Below are 17,888 nucleotides of genomic sequence, written 5' to 3' on the forward strand. Positions count from 1 at the left end.
GTCAAGTTCTGGATATAAGGACGCGGCATCGCGCGAAGCATCAGCCCGCCGGCTTTCCGTCTTTTTTTGCGAGCTGCTGCCAGGAATTTTGCTGGGACAGCATTGCCCGCAGATAAGTCAGGTTTGCCTGGGCCTGCTGCGGCGAGAGTTCCTGTACCGCAATGCGCTCTGCTTCGGCGAAGCGACCCTGGAGGCCGACAACGAGCGCGAGGTTCTGGCGAACGCGGCTGTCGGCGCCAGGCTGGGCGATGGCCGATTGCAGGTAGGTTTCGGCAGTGCGCGGATCGCTCGATAGCACATAGGACATGCCGAGATTTGAAAGCACGCTCGGATCGTTCGGCTTCAGGTCAAGCGCCTGCCGATAGCGGGAGCGGGCTTCGCTGGAACGTCCAAGCTGGTCGAGCACCGCGCCTTCGGCCGAGTAGAGGCGCCAATCGGGTCGATCGGGTGTCTGCGCCCGCTGGATGGTTGAAAGCGCCTGCTCCAGCTGTCCCGCAGCCGCCTGTGCCTTGCCATACGCGGCAAGCACGTCGCGGTCGGCGGGATTGGCGATGGCTATCTGCTGCATGACTGCAAGAGCCTGCGTGTTCTTGCCCGTCATCATCAAGACGCTGGCATAATTCATGCCCACCGACTTGTCCTTGGGATTGCGTTCATAGGCTTTGCCGGCGGTTTCTTCCGCCTGGCGAAGCTGGTCCATGTTCATGTGATCATAGGAGCGCGCGGCGGCGGGAATGGAGCCGGTAGACATCCGGTCCGGTTTGTTGGTGCTTGCACATCCAGAAACCGCAAGAACCAATGCGGCAAAACACGCGCCCCGCAGCAACCCTGTCCGGCCTGTCTCAGCCAAAGAAAAAGCAGTCATGGCAGCGCCCTCGCCCAAGAATGATCAATCTTGCGCCCGACAAACGACAGACTCACATGACGCAACTTTCGCTTAAGCAATAATCTGTTAACCCTAACAGAGCGTTAATCGCACCGATTCTCGACATTTACGGAAGCACATAATGGCGCCCTATCAGTTCATTGAACGCCCGACCCCTTTCAGCTCAAAGGCAGGCAGTACACTGCCGGTTTTCGCAGTCACGCCCGCCCACATCGAGCAGGGCGCCATTGACCCCGTCGCTCTGGACTGGGCAAAGAAAGCAGGGTTCAAGGCCGAGGCCGATGCCATCCTGCTCGTTCCCTCTGCCGATGGTTCGCTCGGCGGCGTGCTTCTCGGCCTTGGCGGCAATCCCTCTGAAATCCCGTTCATCACCGGCAAACTCGCCCGCGAACTGCCTGAAGGCGAGTGGCACATCGAGACCGCACCACTGACGGCCAATCGCCTCGCTCTCGGTTTCGGCCTCGGCAGCTACCGCTTCGACAAATACAGGACCACCAAAACCAGCGGGGCGAAGCTGCTCATTCCCCAGGATGCCGAAGACGGCGAGATCAAGCGCATTCTCGCGGGCGTCTTCCTCGCGCGCGATCTCATCAATGTACCTGCCAACGACATGGGACCTGATGAGCTGGAGATCGCTTTCCGGGGCCTTGCCGCCCATTACAAGGCGAAGGTGAGGGTGACCACCGGCGACGACCTGCTGAAGGAAAACTTCCCCCTCATCCACGCCGTTGGCCGCGCCAGCGAAAGCGCACCACGCCTTCTGGAAATGAACTGGGGTAAAAAGGGTAATCCGCGTCTGACGCTTGTTGGCAAGGGCGTGTGCTTCGACACCGGCGGTCTCGATATAAAACCCGCAGCGTCCATGGCCCTGATGAAGAAGGACATGGGCGGCGCCGCCAATGTCCTCGGCCTGGCGCTGATGATCATGGACGCGAAGCTGCCGGTCGACCTGCGCGTCCTCGTGCCCGCCGTCGAAAACTCCATCTCTTCCAACGCCTTCCGTCCCGGCGACATTTACCGGAGCCGCAAGGGGCTGACGGTGCAGATCGACAATACCGATGCGGAAGGCCGCCTCGTTCTGGCGGACGCTCTGGCCTATGCCGATGAGGACGCGCCAGACCTGATGATCGACATGGCAACATTGACCGGCGCCGCCCGCGTCGCGCTCGGTCCCGATCTGCCGCCCTTCTACACTGACGACGACGATCTGGCCCACGACATCGCTGAAGCCAGCATCGATACCGACGATCCGCTGTGGCGCATGCCGCTCTATATGGGATACGACAAGGACATTCGCTCGCGCGCGGCCGATATTACCAATGCGCCTTCCGGCGGCATGGGCGGATCGATCACCGCCGCGCTGTTTCTCAAGCGTTTCGTGACCAACACCCGGCGCTGGGCGCATTTCGATATTTACGGCTGGTCGCTGAGTGAAAGGCACCACTCATCGATCGGTGGAGAAGCGCAGGGTATTCGCGCCCTCTTCCATTATATCGCACATCAGTTCACGAAATAGTGGCTTTAGGGGTGCTTCGTCGACCGGAGCGCCCCGCTTTGATCAAACCAGAACCTTCTGTTCCTTGTGATCTTCCTGGCCGAAGAATTTCAGGTAACGCTCCACTTCGGCCGGTTCACCGGTTGCTTTTTGCGGATTGTCCGAGAGTTTCACAGCCGGCCGGCCATTGGCATCACTGACCTTGCAGACGATGGAGATCGGCTTGAGGCTGGCGATGGTTTTTGGCGCGCAGCCAGCAAAATCATTTGTGAGGTTGGTGCCCCAGCCGAAGCTCATGCGAACGCGGCCTTCGAAATGCCTGTAAGTGTCGATGATGGCATCGACATCGAGGCCATCGGAGAAGATCAGCATCTTCTTGCGCGGGTCGCGACCCATCTTCTGCCACCACTCGATGATCTTCTCGCCACCCTCGATCGGCGGTGCGCTGTCCGGGCGGAAACCCGTCCAGTCAGCCACCCATTCCGGCGCATTGCGCAGAAACGCCGCCGTGCCGAAGGCGTCGGGCAGAACAATCAGCAGGTTGCCACCATAAAGCCGGTTCCAGTCCTTCAGAACCTGATAGGGCGCGGCAGCCAGCTCCTCATCCGTCTGCGCCAGCGCCGCGACCACCATCGGCAGTTCATGCGCGTTGGTCCCGACGGCTTCAAGATCCGAATCCATGGCGAGCAGCACGTTGCTCGTACCGGTAAAGGCCGGCCCGATGCCTTCCTTCAACGCCTCGACACACCAGCGCTGCCACAGAAAGCTATGGCGGCGGCGGGTGCCGAAATCGGAAATGCGCAGGCCCGGCAGTTCCCGCAGCCGCTCAACCTTCTCCCACATCTTGGCCTTTGCGCGGGCATAGAGAACATCCAGCGTGAAATAACCGAGCGAGCGCATGGCGCTACGCGAACGCAACTCGTTGATGATGGCGAGCGCCGGGATTTCCCAGAGCGTCGTATCCATCCAGCGGCCGTGGAAATTCAACTCGTACTGCCCGTCGCGCTTGAAAAGCTCATATTCCGGCAGCTGATAGCTTGATAGCCAGGAGAGAAATTCCGGCTCGAAAATCTGCGAGCGGCCGTAAAACGTGTTACCCGCAAGCCAGATATTCTCTTTTTTGGAAAGACGCAGAGTACGCGCATGATCGAGCTGTTCGCGCAGCTCCATCTCGTCGATCTCCTCGGCCAGCCGCACCGTCTTGGTGCGGTTGATCAGTGAAAACGTCGCGTCGACTTCCGGATAAAGCTTCCAGATCATCTGCAACATCAACAGCTTGTAGAAATCCGTATCGATCAGGCTGCGGACGATCGGGTCAAGTTTCCAGGTATGATTGTGGACACGGGTGGCTATATCGGTCTTCGTCATACTTGCATTCCCCAGTATCGGCCAAAGGTCAGAATAGCCGATGTCAATCCGCACCCTGGCAGGTATCAACCCGTCATGCGGAAGATTTATCTGAAAAAGCGACAACAAGTCCAGAGCACCGGCCCGGCAAATGCCTCACCAGGCCGCCCGCGCGTTGATTTCCCGGCAACCTCATTATCGTTTTCAGCCAGGGGCTACGGGCACGCCGCGTCAGAAAGTCGGATCAACGGGATTGATGCCGGGGTACCAATCCTTGGAAACGGGGTTACGTCCGCCAAAGCTGGAAATACCGTTTTCATCGGTGCAGCGGTAACCCTGGACGGGAAGTCCGCGACTGCCGAAGACGGTCCGGTAGGGCCCACGTGAATATCCGGTACTTCCCAGTTCGCTATGGCAGTTATAACGGACCTTGGGTTGGAGCGTTCGAGGGTCTTTTACACCGGGCAGGTTGGCATAGGCGTCGGGTGCCGGGGCAAAACCGTTCTGGAACACCGTCTGGGCCTCTGCCGAAGTGCTCAATAAGACCGCCGCGAGGATCGCTGCCAATCGTGCCGCCGTTCTTGTCTTCATCAGTGTCCGTCCCGTACCATTATTGACAGCATGTAGGCCGGCGCCGGCTGTCGCACAAAGGGCAAGACGGGAACAATTTCGTGAAGCGCTCCCTCAGTCCTCCAGGCGACGGAACGCCGTCGGCTTTTCATAAAGCCAACCGATGCGCTCAATGGCTGCAGCGAGATTTTCGCGCGCGACATTCATGGTATGGCCGTTGGCGTGCAGCAGCGTTTCCTCATTTTCCATCAGCCCGACATGGCCTTTCCAGAAAACCAGATCGCCGCGCCGCAACTCGTCCCGCTCTATTTCCACACCGAGCGATTTCACCTGCATGTCGGTATCGCGCAGCACCCGCCGGCCCGCCATCGCCATGGAAAGCTGTACGAGGCCTGAACAATCGATACCAAAGCCGGAGCGACCGCCCCACAGATAGGGGGTTTCGATGAAGCGCAACGCCACCGCGACATAGTCGTCGTCAGCGGCAGCATCGACGGTCCGGCAGTGGGCGGCAATGACGCCTTCGCCATTTTCGGTCATGAGATACCGGGTGCCACGGGTCTCCTCTTCACCGACGATCCGGATCAGGCTGCCCATGGACAGCGCCGCCACCGGCGGCTTGCGCAGTTCGGCCGAAGGATAAACAAAGGTACGGGGAGCAACGATACGGTGAGTAGCCGCGACGACATCACCAATGGCCGTTTCCGGCACGTAACCCGCATAACCATCCGCATCCGCCTGCACCCAGGCCCAGCCGTTCGCCCTGTCGAAAACGCGCAGGGTCTCGCCGAACAGCAGTTCGGTATCGATACCGGCGACAAGGTCCGGCGTGGGCCGCAGGCCGATGACAGGTACCACGACCTGTGCGGGAGATCCGCTGACGAAACGATCGGCCTGCACCGCCCCTTGCAGTTTTTCGTCGGCGAGATCGGAGCGGAAGACATTCAGGCGGCGGTCGAGCATCATGGGGTTCACGTCCAGAGGTTAGATATTACGGGCCTGATCAATAATCAGATCGCCGAATTTTTCCAGATAAAGCGCGCCTGCGACGGTGCGCTTTATCACGACATTGCGCCTGTCCCGCTCATCCCGGGCCCGGTCAACCAGCCCTAGCGCGCCGAGACTGTCGAGCGCGCGGGTGATGACCGGCTTGGTCACGCCCAGCAGGCCGGCGAGGCCGCGCACGGTATGGGGCGGCGGCACAAGATAAATCTGCAGCAGGATGGCTGTCTGACGCAAGGTCAAATCTGGCGCATCGGCCGTGACCTGCGCCATCGAGACGCGATGCCAGAGCCCGAGGGCGGCCGTGGGCGAAAGTTCTGCAGGCAAGCCGATAAACCTTCCAGTCGTTGTCCTATCGTTTTCATGCAACAGCGCGAAAAACTCAAGAACCATCCCCACAAACAGAACCGCCGCACGGCGCAGATCCGAAAGATCGCGCGGCGCGGCGGTACTTGTTGACCCATTTTTGGGCCATATGTCCCCTCTGGACTTGCAAGATGAGATGCAGAAATCGTGCCAGTTTTGCTGCGCCGCACAAGTATATTTTAAATCAGGGACTTAATAGATAAATGACGCGCGCAGCGAAGGCGTTTGCAAGGCGTAAATGGCGATAAAAAGAGGCAAGAACGAACTCAATGCTTAAAAACTGTCTCCCGCCGTGACGGCGGAAGACAGGGGTATTGTGGATCAAATCTCTGCGCCGCGTGCGGCATCGACTGCATCGGCATTCTGCTGCCGATTATAGCGGATCGACGACCAGAGCGAGATACCGATCAGGGTTGCGCCGCCAAGGCCCGTGATGACTTCAGGTATATGCACCATGGTCTGCACATACATGATGACCGACAGGATCAGGATCGCATAAAAGGCGCCGTGCTCCAGATAGCGATATTCGGCAAGCGTTCCTTTCTCGACCAGCATGATCGTCATCGAGCGCACGTACATGGCGCCGATGCCGAGGCCGATGGCGATGATGAACAGGTTCTGCGTCAGCGCAAAGGCACCAATCACGCCATCGAAGGAAAAGCTGGCGTCAAGCACTTCGAGATAAAGAAACGCACCGAAACCGCCCTTTGCTGCGCCTTCCAGCATTTCCTGGCTACGATCGAGAATGCCGCCAACAACTTCTACCAGCAGGAAGGTCAAGAGACCCCAGATCGCCGAATGGAAGAACGTGTTGGCCGCGACCGGGCCGAGTTCCGGGTTGTCGCTGGCGCCGATGATGCGCGAAAAGATCAGCATGACAACAAGCACGAAGGCGATCTCGATGCCCTTGACGGAGGAATAGGTCGCAGCCTTTTCCTCGATCCAGCGCACCCAATGCACGTCCTTTTCATGGTCAAAGAAGAAGTTGAGACCGACCATCATCAGGAAGGTGCCGCCGAAAGCCGCAATCGGCAGATGGGCGTCCTGCATGATTTCCGCATAACGTTCCGGCTGGGTTGCCGCCATGACGATGGCCGTCCAGGGACCGACATTGGCGGCGACGACAACGATCAGCAGCGGGAAGACGATACGCATGCCGAAAACGGCAATGAGAATGCCCCATGTCAGGAAGCGGTGCTGCCAGACCGGCGTCATGTCCTTCAGCTTGTTCGCGTTGACGATGGCGTTATCGAAAGAAAGCGAGATTTCCAGCACCGCCAGAACGACGCAGATGAAGAAGATCGTCGCGGTACCGCCAACCGTACCGGTCATTTCCCAGCCAAGATAGCCGCCGAGGATGAGACCGACGATGGTGACGATAAAAGCCCACTTGAAGTAGGAGAGCGTGGTTTTCTGGGCAGCGCTCATGTCCGGTCACCGTTCATTACGAGGACGGTTGCAGACCGACGCGGGGCGTCAGGCCGCACGCAGAAAGCACGCGCGCGAAGCACATTCAGGTTTTTCATAGTTTTTAATCCGCCGGCGAATTTTGCAGGCGGTACCGACATCACGAGAGCGCCGTAAAACTCTCGCCAGAGGGGCCCGGCACCTTTGTTTCCTCTGCCCTTGCGAGACAAATCATCGCAGGGCCCCTTCTTACTCACTGAAGATCACGCCTTCGTCAAGTCCCGTGATTGCAACCAGAGATCAAACCTGCTCTGCGGCCAGATCTTCGGCGGTTTCGCGACGGCGTTTGAGCGTATTTTCGCGAAAGAAGATGTAAAGGCCCGAAAGAACAATCAGGCCCGCGCCGACCACGATACTTGTCTGGGGCACATCGCCGAAGAACAGCCATCCAAAAATGACCGCCCAGAGCAGCAGCGTATATTGCAGCGGCGCAACCGTTGCAGCATCGGCAAGTTTGAGCGCCCGGTTGACCAGCACATGCGCCGCCATGGCGACGACGCCGAGCAGGCCGAGGAAGGCAAGATCAAAACCGGATTGCACCGGCAGCCATCCCGACGGCGTGACGAGCACGGCGACAATGCCCGCAAGCGCAGCGCCGATGATCTGCCAGAAGGCGAGCACCGTGTCGGGCGTATTGCGCAGCTGGCGGCCGGACAACATCATGAATGCAAAGGCAGCGCTGCCGAGGATAGAAAAGAGTGCAGCGGAGGTGAGGCTTGCCGAGCTCGGCTTGAGCGCGATGAGAACGCCGACAAAACCGATGCCAATGGCCGTCCATCTACGCCAGCCGACCTTTTCTCCGAGAAGAAACGGTGAGAGCGCAGCCACGTAAATCGGCGCCGCGAGCCAATAGGTCATGACGTCCGCCAGGGGCAGCGCCGCGACCGCGAAATAGAAACAGAAAAGCTCGGCCGTGGAGAAAAAGACCCGCGCCGCCTGAAGGCCGGGCCGCTCGATTTTCACGAGCCCGGAGAGGCCGGCTCTCCAGACGATCGGAACAAGGATGACCAGCGCCGCGGCGCTTCGGATAAGGATCACCTGGCCCTGGCTGTAGGTCGATACGAGCCATTTTCCCATGGCGTCGTTCAACGCGAACAGCAGCATTCCAAGCAGCATCACGGCCACGCCGAGGCCTGTCGGCGAAAGCTTTTTTATCATAGTCGACATGTCAGTTCCGATCTCCCAATGGTTGCATTGGTCGTCCAACCAGCCGTCCTTTGTCAAGTCCAGCACGGACGGGTTTGCACAATTAATAGTACTATTACGCCGGAGCTTCGGATATCAGGTGAAGATGCGTCGTTCTTCGGCCACGAGTTCCTGGAGAAAATTGACCACTGTGCGGACACGGACCAACTGGCGAGCGGATTCGTGATAAGCCGTCCAATAGGACCGGCTGATGGTGAGATGCGGGATGATCCGTATAAGTTCGGGATATTGGCCCGCGATGTAATTGTGCAGGATGCCGATTCCCGCACCGGATCGTACTGCCTCCGTCTGGCCGGTAGCGCTTGAGATTTCAAAGGCGGCGTCCCAGTCACGCATGATTTCGCCGGTGAAGTTCAGCGAAGGCGAAAAGATCAGGTCCTCCACGTAACCGATCCGCCGGTGGCGTTTCAGTGCCTCGACATCATCAGGCGTTCCGTAGTCAGCCAGATAATTCGCCGAGGCATAGAGGCCGAGTGAATAATCGGTGAGCTTGGAAAACATCAGCCTGCCCTGTTCCGGCCTTTCGATAGTGATGGCGATATCAGCCTCACGTTGCGACAGCGAAAAGGAACGCGGCACCGGAACGAGCTGGATTTTCAGATCGGGATAACGCGCCGTCAGTCTGCCAAGCCTTGGCGCGAGGAAGGATACGCCGAGGCCGTCCGGCGCGCCGATGCGCACCGTTCCCGCAACCGCAGTATCGACGCGACCGAGATTGGCCTGGGCATTCAGCATTTCAGTTTCCATGCGCTCCGCACTCGCAAGAAGCCGCTGACCCTCCTCCGTCAGTTCGCAGCCATTGGTGCTGCGCAGGAAGAGCTGGGTGCCGATGGCGGCTTCCAGCGCGGAAACCCGGCGGCTGAGAGTGGCATGGTTCACACCGAGCTTTCTGGCCGCGGAAAGAAACTGGCCGCTTCGCGCCACGCTCAGGAACAAACGTACATCATCCCAGTTCATGCCACGTTCCTTGTGTCTATTTTTGCACAATTGATGCTTATTTCAGGCGATTGATTTGTGCAAATCGAAAGGCAATGCTGCGCCATCACATTCTGGAGGAACACCATGAAGGAAATCGGTCATTTCATTAATGGCAAACATGTGCCGGGCACCAGCGGCCGCACATCGAATGTCTACAATCCGGCCACGGGCGAAGTTCAGGCTACGGTCGCGCTTGCCAGCGACGCCGAACTGCGCGCGGCTGTCGAAAGCGCCAAGGCGGCACAGCCGAAATGGGCTGCGACCAATCCGCAGCGTCGTGCCCGCGTTTTCTTCAAGTTCGTCGAACTTCTGAACCGAGACATGAACGAGTTGGCGGTGCTGCTCTCCAGCGAGCACGGCAAGACCGTCGAAGATTCCAAGGGCGATATCGTCCGCGGACTTGAAGTCTGCGAATTCGTCTGCGGCATTCCGCATCTGCAGAAGGGTGAGTTCACCGAAGGCGCAGGCCCGGCCATCGACATGTATTCGATCCGCCAGCCGGTCGGCATCGGCGCAGGCATCACCCCGTTCAACTTCCCCGGCATGATCCCGATGTGGATGTTCGCCCCGGCGATCGCCTGCGGCAACGCCTTCATCCTCAAGCCTTCCGAGCGCGACCCGTCGCTGCCGATCCGCCTCGCGGAACTGATGATCGAAGCCGGTCTTCCGGCCGGCATCCTGAACGTCGTCAACGGCGACAAGGGTGCCGTCGACGCCATCCTCACCGATCCCGATATCGGCGCGGTTTCGTTCGTCGGCTCGACGCCGATCGCCCGTTACGTCTATGGCACCGCTGCCATGAACGGCAAGCGCGCGCAGTGCTTCGGCGGCGCAAAGAACCACATGATCATCATGCCGGACGCCGATCTCGATCAGGCCGTGAACGCGCTGATGGGCGCCGGTTACGGTTCGGCCGGCGAGCGCTGCATGGCTGTTTCCGTTGCAGTTCCTGTCGGCGAAGAGACGGCAAACCGTCTCGTTGAAAAGCTCATTCCGCAAATCGAGGCACTGAAGATCGGTCCTTACACCGATGACAAGGCTGATATGGGCCCGCTCGTCACCAAGGAAGCCCAGACGCGCGTCAAGGGCCTGATCGACAGCGGCGTGGAACAGGGCGCAAAGCTCCTGGTCGACGGCCGCGACTTCAAGCTGCAGGGCTATGAAGACGGCTATTTTGTCGGCGGCTGCCTGTTCGACCACGTCACCCCTGACATGGACATCTACAAGACGGAAATCTTCGGACCGGTTCTGTCGGTCGTTCGTGCCAAGAGCTACGAAGAGGCGCTGGAACTGCCGATGAAGCATGAATATGGCAACGGCGTCGCCATCTTCACCCGTGACGGCGATGCAGCCCGCGATTTCGCAAGCCGCGTCAATATCGGCATGATCGGCATCAACGTTCCGATCCCGGTTCCGCTCGCCTACCATTCCTTCGGCGGCTGGAAGGCTTCGAGCTTCGGCGACCTCAACCAGCACGGCACGGATTCGATCAAGTTCTGGACGAAGACCAAGACCATCACCTCGCGCTGGCCGTCTGGCATCAAGTCGGGTGCCGAATTCGTCATGCCGACGATGAAATAAGCCGCAAGCAGGCAATACAAAAAAGCCCCGCTGTTTTGCAGCGGGGCTTTTTTGACTGGAATTTATCCGTCCTGGAAGCAGGGCCTGAGATCAGTTGGTCGGGCCGTCATTAAAGCCCACTTCGTCCACCAGTTCGGATGCCTGCTTGCGATGGGCGGCGATGTCCGTCAGCGGCAACCTGTCCGGATTGATGGGGCCGAAGCCCTTCACCACATCCGACGGCTCGGCGCCGGGCAGCACCGGATATTCGAAGACCTGCCTGGCGTAGATTTCCTGTGCCTCGCGCGATGCCAGGAATTCCATGAGTTTCAGGGCATTGTCCTTGTTGGGGGCGTATTTCGTCAGGGCCATGCCGGAAATATTCACATGCGTGCCACGGTCGCCCGCATTGGGAAAGATGACCCGCACGGAACCCGCCCATTCCTTTTCTTCCGGCTCGCGGTCATTTGTCAGCATCAGGCCGACATAATAGGTGTTGCCAAGGGCAATATCACACTCGCCGGAAAAGATTGATTTCGCCTGGCTGCGGTCGGTTCCATCAGGTTTGCGGGCAAGGTTGTTCTTCAGGCCGGCAAGCCAGGTGCGGGTATAATCGACACCATGATGTGCAATCATTGAGGCGATCAGCGCAATATTATAGGAATGCTGGCCGTCGCGAATGCAGATCCTGCCCTTCCATTTCGGATCCGCCAGTTCCTCATAGGTGATATCCTTCTGGCTCACCCGCTCCTTCGAGGCATAGACAACCCGGCCGCGTGTCGTCAGGCCGAACCATTCGCCCTCGGGATCACGCAGATTGGCGGGGATATCCTTTTCGATGACGGGATCGTTGAGAACAGGCTGCGTGACACCGCCCTCCTTGGCCTCGACCAGACGGGCGATATCGACCGTCAACAGCACATCGGCCGGCGAATTGACGCCTTCTGCCTGGATGCGTTCCACCAGTCCCTTGTCGAGAAAAAGAACATTCGTCTCTATTCCCGTTTCCTTGGTAAAGGCGTCGAGCAGCGGCTGGATCAATTCAGGCTGGCGATAGGAATAGACATTAACCTCTCCCTCTGCCCAGGCTTTGGGTGCGCAGGAAAGGATCATCATCCCTGAAAAAACGGCAGCGGAAAAATATGATTTCAAGCTTGCCATTGTGAATGCCTCCATTACATTCCGATTCTTGACTTGTTTGTTCATGAATCATGAAGGCGGTCAACAAGGCTGTTTGAGAAATCTCGGATGGATGCCAGTTTTTTCGGTTTCTGGAATTGTTCTAAACTGAAAAAGAGACTATATAACTCCACATTGAGAGTTAGGAGACCAGCATGCGCTTGACCAAACAGACCAACTATGCCGTGCGCATGTTGATGTACTGCGCCGCAAATGAAGGCCATCTGAGCCGCATTCCGGAGATTGCCAAGGCCTATGGCGTTTCCGAGCTGTTCCTGTTCAAGATCCTCCAGCCGCTCAACAAGGCCGGCCTGGTGGAAACAGTTCGCGGCCGCAATGGCGGCGTGCGGCTTGGCAAGCCTGCCGAAAAGATCAGCCTGTTCGATGTGGTCAGGGTCACCGAAGACAGCTTCGCCATGGCGGAATGTTTCGAGGACGGCGCCGTCGAATGTCCTCTTGTTGACAGCTGCGGCCTGAACTCTGCGCTGCGCAAGGCGCTCAACGCCTTCTTCGACGTGCTGGCCGAATATTCGATCGACGATCTCGTCAAGGCTCGGCCGCAGATCAACTTTCTGCTTGGCCTCGACACCACGATGCCGAAGGTCGCTGCCCTTCCGGCTGCATGATCGTCTTATTGCTTCCCTGGCGATTACACCATAGCCCGTGCCCATGAGGTCACGGGCTTTTCTTTAAGGAAGCCGCGCGAGACAGAATATTTTTGATCCCGCGTGTTGACCTCGCGAACGGAAGCGGCGCATTTGGTCGCGAGCTTTTTCAAGCAACCAATCAGCGTCGCAATGATCATCAAGCCTGAATTCCATACATTTGCGCTTACCGCGCTCATCGGCAGCATAGGTGCGCTGCTCGCCAGCCTCATCGATATCCCGGCACCCTTTCTATCCGGCCCGGCACTTGCGGTGACGATCTCTGGACTGGCAGGCCTCAGGCTTGGCATTCCCGCCTTCATCCGCAATGCCTGTTTCGTCGTTGTCGGCATTTCGATGGGAACGAGCGTGACGCCCTCCGTGATAGACGCTGCGAAGACCTGGCCGGTGAGCTTTGTCGTCGTCCTCGTCGCTGTCGTCATCATGCTCTATGTCGCTTACTGGATACTGCATTACGGTTTCGGTTACGACCGGACCACGGCAATGCTCGGCGCTTCCCCCGGCCACCTCAGCTATATCATCAGCCTCGGGGCCGAGACGAAAAGCGACCTCGCAACCGTCAGCATCGTGCAAAGCGTCAGGGTACTTGCGCTCACTCTTTCCGTACCGCTGATCGTGGAATATTTCGATCTTGTCAGCACCGAACCGCTCCTCACCAAACCCCCGATGGATCTCCTCACCTTGGGACTGACCATCGTCGCTTCCCTGCTGACCGGCTGGCTTTTCCTGCGCTGGAAGTTTCCTGCTGCCCTGCTGCTCGGCGGCGTCGCGATCTCCATTGGCACGCATATTACCGGCCTCACTGAAGGCGGCGTCCCGACCTGGCTCAGCCTTCCAGTGTATGTGCTGATCGGCTGCCTGATCGGGACACGGTTTTCGAATGTCTCGCTGATGGAGGTGCGCAAGGGCTTTGTAGCGGGCTTTGTCGTCACCATCGCCGTCATGGTGATCGCCGGCAGTATTGCCTGGATGATTTCCCACGTGACCGGCGTTCCGCTCAATGCGGTAATGATCGCCTATTCACCGGGCGGCCTCGAAACCATGGCTGCGATGGCGGTCATGATGCACGCAGATACCGCCTATGTCGGCTCGCATCACGTCATCAGGCTTCTGTTCCTGTCGGTTCTTATGCCGCTCGTCATGGGAAAGGATGCCCGAAAACGAGACGGCGAAACCTGACATCTGCCGGAAAAATGCTGCAGCATTGCAACCTTTTTCTCTCCGGTACGTTCAGGCTTAGCCGCAATTGTGGGCGGCGACCTTTCGCCTGTTCGGCAGGCTGACCCATCGGAGGACCATTCATGAACCGCTTGATGACGTTGACGGGCGCCGGACTTGCGCTTGCCTTTTCTGTTTCGATCGCTCAAGCGCAAGTGGTCGTGTCGTCGAAAATCGACACGGAGGGTGGCGTTCTCGGCAACATCATTCTCGCCGTTCTCAGCAAGAACAATATCGAGACGACGGATCGCATTCAGCTCGGCGCAACGCCAGTCGTCAGAAAGGCGATTACCGCGGGCGAGATCGACATCTACCCCGAATATACCGGCAACGCCGCCTTCTTTTTCTCCAAGGCGGATGACCCGCTCTGGAAGGACGCCGCCAAGGCCTACCAGGAAGCAAAGACGCTCGACTATGACGCCAACAAGATCGTCTGGCTGACGCCCTCCCCGGCCAACAATACCTGGGCAATCGCGCTGCGAAAGGATGTTGCGGACAAAAACAAGCTGAAGACGCTCTCCGATTTCGGCAAATATGTTGCCGACGGCGGTGAAGTGGTTCTTGCCGCTTCTTCCGAATTCGTCAACTCGGCTGCTGCCCTGCCGGCGTTTCAGACCACTTATGGCTTCACCATGAAGCCGGACCAGTTGATCACGCTGTCCGGCGGCGATACGGCCGCTACCATCGCAGCCGCAGCCAACCAGACCAACAACGCCAATGCCGCCATGGTCTACGGGACGGATGGCGGCATCGCCCCGTCCGGTCTCGTGGTGCTGGAGGACGACAAACATGTGCAGCCTGTCTATCAGCCGGCGCCCATCATTCGCGAAGAAGTCCTGAAAAAGCATCCGAATATCGAGGAACTTTTGAAACCCGTGTTTGAAAAGCTCGATCTGGCGACCCTGCAGGAGCTTAACGCCCGTGTGCAGGTGGGCGGCGAGCAGGCAAAAACCGTCGCGCTCGACTTCCTGACCAAGAACGGCTTCGTCAAGTAATAGTCTGTGGTTCCGGGCGACGGGTCGGGAAAAATTCGTTCTTCCGGCCTTCGCCTGTTCGATGAGACAGGGGAGCGGGATTTGACGAAATGGCCTGACAAGGTGGGGGTGGTGATTTCATGCCTGCTTCTCTATGCGCTTCTCGTGGCGCCCTTCATGACATTCCGTGCGAACCGGATCGTTCAGGGTGAGACACGAACGGTTTTCGAAGCCCTCCCGGCTTCGGCTGCCGCCATTATCACCACCGTTGTTCTTCTTGCTGCTTTCATCGCGTTCTTTCGCTTTTCCGCCCGCCTCAAACTCACGATTGCGCTGGTCGGGCTTGCAGTACTGGCGGTTTTCGTCGGTCAGGCTGCTTCTTTCCTGACACCGGAGGGCAATAGTTTTGCCCGCGTCTCGCCTGCCAGCGGTTTCTGGCTGATTTTTGCCGGGCTGGCCCTGCTTGCTACGGATTGTATAGCCCGTCTCAGGCCCAGGCCCGTCGTTCGGATTTTGCTGTTGCTGCTGGCGATGGCTGCGCTTGCGGCCGTGCTGACAAGCGGTCTCTGGAACGATCTCTCGATCATCAGGGAATATACCGGGAGAGCCGACACATTCTGGACCGAGGCACTGCGGCACGTGCAGCTCGCCATCGGCTCGCTCGTTGCGGCGACGCTCGTGGGCATTCCGCTCGGCCTCCTCTGCTACAAGGTGGAGCGGCTGCGGGCGGGCGTGCTGAACACCCTCAACATCGTCCAGACCATACCCTCCATCGCTCTTTTCGGTTTGCTGATCGCACCGCTTGGATGGATCGCAGCGACGGTGCCGGGCGCGGCAAAGATCGGCATCGCCGGCATAGGCATGGCGCCCGCCTTCGTGGCGCTATTTCTCTATTCGCTGCTACCGGTGGTTTCCAACACGGTGGTTGGCCTTTCCGGTGTTTCGCGAGCAGTCCGGGAGGCAGCGCGCGGACTCGGGATGACTTCGACGCAAAGCCTGCTGCGGGTGGAGTTTCCGCTGGCCATGCCGGTCATCCTCACCGGCATCCGCATCGTGCTGGTGCAGAATATCGGGCTCGCGACGATCGCGGCGCTGATTGGCGGCGGTGGTTTTGGCGTTTTCGTCTTCCAGGGCATCGGGCAGACGGCGATGGACCTCGTGCTGCTGGGTACCGTACCGACCGTTCTCCTCGGCTTTGCGGCAGCAATCATGCTTGACGCCCTCATCGACAGCAATCTCTTCAGCGCAGGCGGAAGGCAAAAGGCATGATCGAGATCGACACCATCACGAAGCGATATGGCGATACGACCGTTGTGGACCAGGTGTCACTAACGGTCGCGCCGCGCACCGTCACCGTCATCGTCGGCACGTCGGGGTCGGGAAAAACCACCCTGCTGCGCATGATAAACCGGCTGGTGGAGCCAACTTCCGGCGCAATCCGGATAGACGGAAAAGATGCCAGCGCGATACCCGGATTCAGGCTTCGCCGCCAGATAGGCTATGCCATTCAGGGCCATGGCCTGTTTCCGCATCGAACGGTGGCGGAGAATATCGCGACCGTGCCGCAGCTGATCGGCTGGGACCGCAAACGCATCGCTGCGAAGATCGATGCGCTGATGCACCTCTTCCAACTCGAACCTGCGCTTTATGCCGAGCGTTTCCCGCATGAACTTTCCGGAGGCCAGCAGCAGCGTGTCGGCGTGGCGCGGGCGCTGGCCGCTGAACCGAACATTCTCCTCATGGACGAGCCATTCGGCGCTCTCGATCCGGTTATCCGCGCCAAGGCCCAGAAAGACCTCATCGATATACAAAAGAAGCTGGGCGTGACCATCGTTCTCGTCACGCACGACATGGACGAGGCTTTTCATCTGGCTGATCGTATCGCAGTCATGGACAAGGGACGTATCGTGCAGGACTGTCCGCCGGCAGAACTGGTGCTGAAACCCGCGAATGACTTCGTGCGCACCATGATCGGGGAAAACGAACGCGCGCTGAAACTGCTCTCGGTCCTCTCGGTTGCCGATGTCGTGGAGCCGGGAAGCGCCGAGGGCGAGCCGCTAAGCGAACATACAAGCCAGCGCGACGCGCTTTCGGCCATGTTATGGGCGGGCCGCGATGTCCTGCCAGTGATAAAAGACAGCGGACAGCCCGCGGGCCTGGTGCGGCGTGACGTTCTCCTCCAGCGCGCCGCCGGAAACCGATGAGAAAAGCCGCTTCTTTCTTCGCCCTGGGATTTCTGGTGCTGGCGCTGATGGCGTTTCTTGCCTCGCCCCAGAGCTTCTCGCCCCTGTTCAGCCCCCTTGTGCAGGCCAATGCGCCAGCCATCTACACGCAGGCCAATCTGCTTTCCCTCACCCTTTCGCATCTCGCCACTGTCGCTATCGCAACGGGGCTTGCCGCGATGATGGCGGGTGCGCTCGCCATTCTCGTAACCCGGCCCTTCGGAAGGGATTTCCTTCCGCTCTCCCGCAGCATCGTCAATATCGGCCAGACCTTTCCCCCCGTGGCGGTGCTGGCGCTTGCGGTGCCGATAATCGGTTTTGGCGAAAAACCCACTCTGATCGCGCTGTTTCTTTATGCCCTGCTGCCTGTCTTCGAAAATACGCTGATCGGACTTACCACCCTTCCGCCAGCAGTGGTGGATGCCGCAAGAGGCAGCGGCATGACCGGCTGGCAACGGCTCGTAAAAGTGGAGCTGCCGCTCGCCCTGCCGGCCATCCTCGCCGGGATCCGACTTTCGGCGGTCATCAGCCTTTCCACCGCCACCATCGGCTCAACGGTTGCCGCAAGGACGCTTGGGGAAGTTATCATCGCCGGCCTGCAATCCAACAATCTCGCTTTCATCCTTCAGGGCGGGCTTATCGTTGCGGCACTGGCGATCCTGATACACACGGGCTTTTCCGCCCTGGAAAGAACCGCGGCCCGCAGAACCGGGCAATGAACAGGACATGCATCACATTTTATATTCCCGGCGT

18 protein-coding genes are annotated in these 17,888 nt (G+C 59.0%); 8 read left to right on the forward strand and 10 right to left on the reverse strand.

Annotated elements, in window-relative coordinates; translation table 11 throughout:
• Nucleotides 1–40: 40 nt before the first annotated feature.
• Complete coding sequence (locus tag DOU54_RS22155) at nucleotides 41–751, reverse strand: tetratricopeptide repeat protein (protein WP_161794456.1); 711 nt, start codon at nucleotides 749–751, stop codon at nucleotides 41–43.
• Between the two features lie 256 nt (nucleotides 752–1,007).
• Between DOU54_RS22155 and DOU54_RS22160 the strand changes: the two genes are divergently transcribed.
• Nucleotides 1,008–2,402 carry a leucyl aminopeptidase family protein gene (locus DOU54_RS22160; RefSeq protein WP_113380853.1) on the forward strand — a complete coding sequence of 465 codons (1,395 nt, stop codon included), beginning with the start codon at nucleotides 1,008–1,010 and terminating at the stop codon, nucleotides 2,400–2,402.
• 42 nt (nucleotides 2,403–2,444) lie between these two features.
• Here the strand turns inward: DOU54_RS22160 and pncB are convergent, their stop codons facing one another.
• The 7 genes from pncB to DOU54_RS22195 form a co-directional block, all read right to left on the reverse strand.
• Nucleotides 2,445–3,749 carry a nicotinate phosphoribosyltransferase gene (pncB, locus tag DOU54_RS22165; RefSeq protein WP_004439297.1) on the reverse strand — a complete coding sequence of 435 codons (1,305 nt, stop codon included), beginning with the start codon at nucleotides 3,747–3,749 and terminating at the stop codon, nucleotides 2,445–2,447.
• A gap of 210 nt (nucleotides 3,750–3,959) precedes the next feature.
• Nucleotides 3,960–4,319 (reverse strand): hypothetical protein, encoded by a 360-nt coding sequence (locus tag DOU54_RS22170; RefSeq protein WP_072493832.1) that lies wholly within the window; start codon nucleotides 4,317–4,319, stop codon nucleotides 3,960–3,962.
• A gap of 93 nt (nucleotides 4,320–4,412) precedes the next feature.
• Nucleotides 4,413–5,264 (reverse strand): C40 family peptidase, encoded by an 852-nt coding sequence (locus tag DOU54_RS22175; RefSeq protein WP_112556036.1) that lies wholly within the window; start codon nucleotides 5,262–5,264, stop codon nucleotides 4,413–4,415.
• A gap of 18 nt (nucleotides 5,265–5,282) precedes the next feature.
• Nucleotides 5,283–5,627 carry a MarR family transcriptional regulator gene (locus DOU54_RS22180; RefSeq protein ID WP_035206798.1) on the reverse strand — a complete coding sequence of 115 codons (345 nt, stop codon included), beginning with the start codon at nucleotides 5,625–5,627 and terminating at the stop codon, nucleotides 5,283–5,285.
• Between the two features lie 360 nt (nucleotides 5,628–5,987).
• Nucleotides 5,988–7,094, reverse strand: a complete 1,107-nt coding sequence (locus DOU54_RS22185) for a DUF475 domain-containing protein (protein ID WP_004439293.1) — start codon at nucleotides 7,092–7,094, stop codon at nucleotides 5,988–5,990.
• 279 nt (nucleotides 7,095–7,373) lie between these two features.
• The gene (locus DOU54_RS22190; protein WP_006699764.1) at nucleotides 7,374–8,291 is read right to left on the reverse strand and encodes a DMT family transporter; all 918 of its coding nucleotides are present in this window, start codon (nucleotides 8,289–8,291) and stop codon (nucleotides 7,374–7,376) included.
• 123 nt (nucleotides 8,292–8,414) lie between these two features.
• Nucleotides 8,415–9,296, reverse strand: coding sequence for a LysR family transcriptional regulator (locus DOU54_RS22195; RefSeq protein WP_004439288.1), 882 nt, complete (start codon nucleotides 9,294–9,296; stop codon nucleotides 8,415–8,417).
• 105 nt (nucleotides 9,297–9,401) lie between these two features.
• On the opposite strand from DOU54_RS22195, the gene DOU54_RS22200 reads away from it, so the two are divergent.
• The gene (locus DOU54_RS22200) at nucleotides 9,402–10,898 is read left to right on the forward strand and encodes a CoA-acylating methylmalonate-semialdehyde dehydrogenase (protein ID WP_113380852.1); all 1,497 of its coding nucleotides are present in this window, start codon (nucleotides 9,402–9,404) and stop codon (nucleotides 10,896–10,898) included.
• Nucleotides 10,899–10,988: 90 nt separating this feature from the next.
• Here the strand turns inward: DOU54_RS22200 and DOU54_RS22205 are convergent, their stop codons facing one another.
• A complete protein-coding gene (locus DOU54_RS22205) occupies nucleotides 10,989–12,038 on the reverse strand; it encodes a Fe(3+) ABC transporter substrate-binding protein (RefSeq protein WP_052114182.1) in 1,050 nt (349 codons plus the stop codon).
• 173 nt (nucleotides 12,039–12,211) lie between these two features.
• Between DOU54_RS22205 and rirA the strand changes: the two genes are divergently transcribed.
• On the forward strand, nucleotides 12,212–12,682 hold the full coding sequence (gene rirA / locus DOU54_RS22210; protein WP_004439283.1) for an iron-responsive transcriptional regulator RirA: 471 nt from the start codon (nucleotides 12,212–12,214) through the stop codon (nucleotides 12,680–12,682).
• A 23-nt stretch (nucleotides 12,683–12,705) separates the two neighbouring features.
• Here rirA and DOU54_RS27590 read toward each other — a convergent pair whose 3' ends face one another.
• Nucleotides 12,706–12,861, reverse strand: coding sequence for a hypothetical protein (locus tag DOU54_RS27590; RefSeq protein WP_156779248.1), 156 nt, complete (start codon nucleotides 12,859–12,861; stop codon nucleotides 12,706–12,708).
• On the opposite strand from DOU54_RS27590, the gene DOU54_RS22215 reads away from it, so the two are divergent.
• From DOU54_RS22215 to DOU54_RS22235, 5 genes are all read left to right on the forward strand, one after another.
• Nucleotides 12,854–13,900, forward strand: coding sequence for an AbrB family transcriptional regulator (locus tag DOU54_RS22215; RefSeq protein WP_035206796.1), 1,047 nt, complete (start codon nucleotides 12,854–12,856; stop codon nucleotides 13,898–13,900). The two genes, DOU54_RS27590 and DOU54_RS22215, sit on opposite strands and share 8 nt — an antisense overlap.
• A 122-nt stretch (nucleotides 13,901–14,022) precedes the next feature.
• Complete coding sequence (osmF, locus tag DOU54_RS22220; RefSeq protein WP_006699768.1) at nucleotides 14,023–14,934, forward strand: glycine betaine ABC transporter substrate-binding protein OsmF; 912 nt, start codon at nucleotides 14,023–14,025, stop codon at nucleotides 14,932–14,934.
• 81 nt (nucleotides 14,935–15,015) lie between these two features.
• Nucleotides 15,016–16,182, forward strand: a complete 1,167-nt coding sequence (locus DOU54_RS22225; protein ID WP_162749546.1) for an ABC transporter permease — start codon at nucleotides 15,016–15,018, stop codon at nucleotides 16,180–16,182.
• On the forward strand, nucleotides 16,179–17,117 hold the full coding sequence (locus DOU54_RS22230) for an ABC transporter ATP-binding protein (RefSeq protein ID WP_004439277.1): 939 nt from the start codon (nucleotides 16,179–16,181) through the stop codon (nucleotides 17,115–17,117). The genes DOU54_RS22225 and DOU54_RS22230 overlap by 4 nt, the downstream gene beginning before the upstream one ends.
• The gene (locus tag DOU54_RS22235; protein WP_113380851.1) at nucleotides 17,114–17,854 is read left to right on the forward strand and encodes an ABC transporter permease; all 741 of its coding nucleotides are present in this window, start codon (nucleotides 17,114–17,116) and stop codon (nucleotides 17,852–17,854) included. The genes DOU54_RS22230 and DOU54_RS22235 overlap by 4 nt, the downstream gene beginning before the upstream one ends.
• The last annotated feature ends 34 nt before the right edge of the window (nucleotides 17,855–17,888 follow it).

This window comes from Agrobacterium sp. MS2, assembly GCF_003261015.1.
Taxonomy (GTDB): domain Bacteria; phylum Pseudomonadota; class Alphaproteobacteria; order Rhizobiales; family Rhizobiaceae; genus Agrobacterium; species Agrobacterium pusense.

Coding starts and splice junctions, on each gene's coding strand:
- DOU54_RS22155 (WP_161794456.1), bottom strand. CDS start 751: ATGTCTACCGGCTCCATTCCCGCCGCCGCGCGCTCCTATGATCACATG.
- rirA (WP_004439283.1), top strand. CDS start 12,212: ATGCGCTTGACCAAACAGACCAACTATGCCGTGCGCATGTTGATGTAC.
- DOU54_RS22235 (WP_113380851.1), top strand. CDS start 17,114: ATGAGAAAAGCCGCTTCTTTCTTCGCCCTGGGATTTCTGGTGCTGGCG.
- DOU54_RS22195 (WP_004439288.1), bottom strand. CDS start 9,296: ATGAACTGGGATGATGTACGTTTGTTCCTGAGCGTGGCGCGAAGCGGC.
- DOU54_RS22230 (WP_004439277.1), top strand. CDS start 16,179: ATGATCGAGATCGACACCATCACGAAGCGATATGGCGATACGACCGTT.
- pncB (WP_004439297.1), bottom strand. CDS start 3,749: ATGACGAAGACCGATATAGCCACCCGTGTCCACAATCATACCTGGAAA.
- DOU54_RS22205 (WP_052114182.1), bottom strand. CDS start 12,038: ATGGCAAGCTTGAAATCATATTTTTCCGCTGCCGTTTTTTCAGGGATG.
- DOU54_RS22190 (WP_006699764.1), bottom strand. CDS start 8,291: ATGATAAAAAAGCTTTCGCCGACAGGCCTCGGCGTGGCCGTGATGCTG.
- DOU54_RS22170 (WP_072493832.1), bottom strand. CDS start 4,319: ATGAAGACAAGAACGGCGGCACGATTGGCAGCGATCCTCGCGGCGGTC.
- DOU54_RS22200 (WP_113380852.1), top strand. CDS start 9,402: ATGAAGGAAATCGGTCATTTCATTAATGGCAAACATGTGCCGGGCACC.
- DOU54_RS22175 (WP_112556036.1), bottom strand. CDS start 5,264: ATGATGCTCGACCGCCGCCTGAATGTCTTCCGCTCCGATCTCGCCGAC.
- osmF (WP_006699768.1), top strand. CDS start 14,023: ATGAACCGCTTGATGACGTTGACGGGCGCCGGACTTGCGCTTGCCTTT.
- DOU54_RS27590 (WP_156779248.1), bottom strand. CDS start 12,861: ATGATCATTGCGACGCTGATTGGTTGCTTGAAAAAGCTCGCGACCAAA.
- DOU54_RS22215 (WP_035206796.1), top strand. CDS start 12,854: ATGATCATCAAGCCTGAATTCCATACATTTGCGCTTACCGCGCTCATC.
- DOU54_RS22185 (WP_004439293.1), bottom strand. CDS start 7,094: ATGAGCGCTGCCCAGAAAACCACGCTCTCCTACTTCAAGTGGGCTTTT.
- DOU54_RS22160 (WP_113380853.1), top strand. CDS start 1,008: ATGGCGCCCTATCAGTTCATTGAACGCCCGACCCCTTTCAGCTCAAAG.